The organism is Pinirhizobacter sp. (genome assembly GCF_035317885.1).
Classification (GTDB): domain Bacteria; phylum Pseudomonadota; class Gammaproteobacteria; order Xanthomonadales; family Rhodanobacteraceae; genus Pinirhizobacter.
On the sequence record NZ_DATHFX010000479.1, the window covers coordinates 1 to 2228 of the forward strand.

The 2228-nt window shown below is 66.9% G+C and carries 2 protein-coding genes and 1 pseudogene; all 3 read left to right on the plus strand.

The window, feature by feature from the left end:
* The coding region (locus VK519_RS15825) for a tetratricopeptide repeat protein (protein WP_524539003.1) at positions 1–1406 on the plus strand (1406 nt) is incomplete at its 5' end.
* A 32-nt stretch (positions 1407–1438) separates the two neighbouring features.
* A complete protein-coding gene (locus VK519_RS15830; RefSeq protein WP_324351332.1) occupies positions 1439–1591 on the plus strand; it encodes a hypothetical protein in 153 nt (50 codons plus the stop codon).
* A 22-nt stretch (positions 1592–1613) separates the two neighbouring features.
* Positions 1614–2228 (plus strand): annotated as a pseudogene (locus tag VK519_RS15835) (hypothetical protein); the annotation flags it as partial.

Consider the following 2228-nt stretch of genomic DNA (forward strand, 5'->3'; position numbering starts at 1 on the left):
CCCAGCCCACCGCGGACGTCAACGACCAGGCCCTCGCGCAGCGTGCCGTGGCATTGGCGAAGATCGGCAGCGTGCGGCTCGACCAGGGGCGGCTGTCCCTGGCAATGGAGGCCTTCCAGGCATCTCTGGCGCTCACTTCGCGCCTTGCCGGGGAAGCACCCGCCGACATCGACCGGCAGCTGGCCCACGCCGATACGTGGTCGTATATCGGCATGATCGGCTGGCGGCAGGGCAAGCTCGATGATGCCGAACGCAGTTTTGCCTCGGGGCAGACGATCCTTCAGCGCGCCGCCTCGCGTGCGCCCGGTGACGCGCGCGTCGCCTTCCAGCGCATCACCCTCAATAACAACATGGGCCACGTGCTGGAAGCCCGCGGCCAGCTCGATGCCGCCGCCCGGCAGTACCAGGACATGCTCGCCCTGGCGCAGCGTATGGCCACGGCGGAGCCTGGCAATATCGACTGGCCGACCGCCGTCGGCGAGGCGTCGAACAACCTGGGCAGGCTCGCGCTGCTGCATGGCGACCTTGCCAATGCAGTCGCGCAATACATGGCGGCCGAAACCATCCAGATGGGGCTTGCCGCCGCCAATCCGAAAGATGCCAGCCGACGCGACGACCTGCTTACCGTGCACGCCATCCTCGGTCGCACCCAGGCGCTGGCCGGGGACGTGCAGCCGGGCATGGACCGCCTTCAGCGCGCCGTGGACATGGCCGCGCAGCTGAAGGCGCTTGATCCGGGCAATACCGACTACCAGGAGCATCAGGCGCTGTATGCCATCCAGCTCGGTCGCCTGCATCGCCTCACTGGCGACGTGGCGGGCGCGGCGAAGCTTGCCCGCCAGGCGCTGGGAATCTTCGAAGCCCTTGCGCGGCACGATGCGGCCAACGCTGTCTGGCAGCGCGAGTATGCCGAGGCGCTGGTGGAACAGTCCGCGCAATCGCGTGCTTTGGGCGACACCGATGCCGCTCGTCGTCAGGCGACTTCTGCGTTGCATTTGCTCGACCCTCTCTTCAAGCAGCAACCCGACGACCGCGCCACCTTGCTTGCCATTGTCGCGTCAAGGCTTTCCCTGGCCGCCGTCGCTGCCGACCCCGCCGCTGCCGGCACGCTGCGCAACGACGCATTGGCATCGTTGCAATCGACCCGCAGCGGCCAGGGCGATCCACGGTTGCTGGCGTTGGAGGCCATCGCACTGCTGTCGCTCGAGCGCAAGGACGAGGCGATGCCGGTGGTCAAGGCGCTTTGGGTGAATGGCTACCGTGATCCTGCCTTGGTGCAGGTGTTGCGCCATGAACAAATCGACTACCCGCCCAACCTGGCCTTCCAGCGCGAACTGCTGGCGGCCACGGGCGGTCATGCGGAACTGGTAGGGCGCGAGATAGCGCGATCGACAAGCGACGAATAAGACTGGCAGCCATCAACGACGGAGACATCCTCATGAGCGGCAACCGCAACGACGACGAGCAGGAACAGGCACCGGCACCGGCGGACGATCAGGAGGATCGTTCCAACGACCGCGAGCAGGAATTCGAGCGCGCCAACGCGCCCAGGCGTTCCACCACCACCAACCCGAGGATCAAGAACACTTGAGGTTTCGGCGCGGAAAGCACCCATGACCCCGTTGGTCGTCGGCGTTACCAGCCATCGCGATATTCCCGCGGGCGAGATCGAGCCGATCCGCCTTCGGGTGCGCGCGCTCTTCGAACGGCTGAAAGCCGATTTTCCGGCTCTGCCGCTGGTGGTGCTTTCCGCGCTCGCCGAGGGCGGCGACCAGCTGGTGGCCGAGGAAGCCCTGGCTGCGGGCGCCCGGCTGGTGGCGCCGCTGCCGCTGCCACGGGACCTGTATACCGACGATTTCCACGATCCGCAGGTACGCGCTACCTTCGAACGCCTTTGCAGCCATGCCGAGGTGGTGTTGCTGCCGCGGCTGATGGAAAAACCCCACCACGTGATCGGCCTGCCGGGGCAGGCGCGCGACCGCCAGTACGCGACCACTGGCGTGTACATCGCCAGCCATTGCCACATCTTGCTGGCGATCTGGGATGGCAACGAAGCTGGTGGGCTCGGCGGTACCGCGCAGATCGTGCATTACCACCTCACCGGCACGCCACCGGGCCTGGTGGAACGGCACGTACACGCGCGCCATGTGCTCGGCGGCGGCGATGAGAGCCTGCTGTACCACGTGGTGAGTTCGCGCGACGGCAATGGCGATGGGAACGGTGACGGC

What these genes read in the sequence shown, in the direction of transcription:
- VK519_RS15830 (WP_324351332.1), top strand. Translation starts at nt 1,439, where the DNA reads ATGAGCGGCAACCGCAACGACGACGAGCAGGAACAGGCACCGGCACCG.